This window comes from Oleiphilus sp. HI0043 (assembly GCF_001634935.1).
In genome coordinates this window covers 1-823 of record NZ_LWEY01000286.1, presented here as the reverse complement: position 1 = coordinate 823, position 823 = coordinate 1, and the positions used below count along the sequence as shown (strand labels likewise).

Annotated in this window: 1 protein-coding gene; it reads right to left on the bottom strand. The window is 39.4% G+C overall.

What is annotated here, in order from left to right; translation table 11 throughout:
- On the bottom strand, positions 1-684 hold a 684-nt coding region (locus tag A3729_RS04155), incomplete at its 3' end, for an ABC transporter substrate-binding protein (RefSeq protein ID WP_068633237.1).
- Positions 685-823 lie beyond the last annotated feature (139 nt).

Here is an 823-nt window from a genome sequence, read left to right as displayed (position 1 = left end):
GGCCGCTTTTAACGAAGAGTATTCCTTCTCAATTGCATTTGGGTGAAGCCGTAGGCCAATGTCACTAAACTGCTTAATGCGGTTTCGTTTTAAGTAATAATCCAAGATATCTATATCATATACATAGAAATTACCTCTACCTAGTTTCAGTGCCTGAATTGCTTTATCAATAGGCAATTTGCCCATTTTCTGAATACTTACTTGAGGAGCGCCTTTGGCATATTCAGCGGAACTACCTCCTAAAGGGACAAGCAAAGTACCTTTCGCCTTCTCAAAGTCTTTTATTTCGAAGTCTGTAATGTCTGAGACTAAGGCTTGTTTCGATAGAAAGCCATTGTCCAGCCAATATAAAAACTGTGATCTTTTTTCTGAAAAACCAGACGAAGGATAGAAATCGATATCACCTTCTTTAAGGTGATGATAAACACGTTTTTTAGGTAACCTTACGATTTCAAGTGAGAGTCCTATCATCTCTGCTGCTTTAGAGAAAAGTTCTCGGTATGCACCGCTATTATCATTTTTGTTGCCGATATAGGGCGGTTTGCTGCCTTCTTTATAGCCAAGAATGATAGTAGATTTATTGTCGGGAGAGGTGTGTGAAGTTTTTTCTTGTGAATAGCTAAGAGAGGCTTGTAAAGAAAGAAGAAAGCTTAGAATGAATACCCATCTTGTTGGATGTTTCATTTGTGCCTCCTTTTAGTTAGCTGCTTTGAAGCTGAGCTAATGCGAGTAGCTCACTACTCGCATTATAGGCTTATCTATACAGCGTCACTACCGGTTTCGCCAGTACGGATTCGAATCACTTGCTCAAGTGATGAAACAA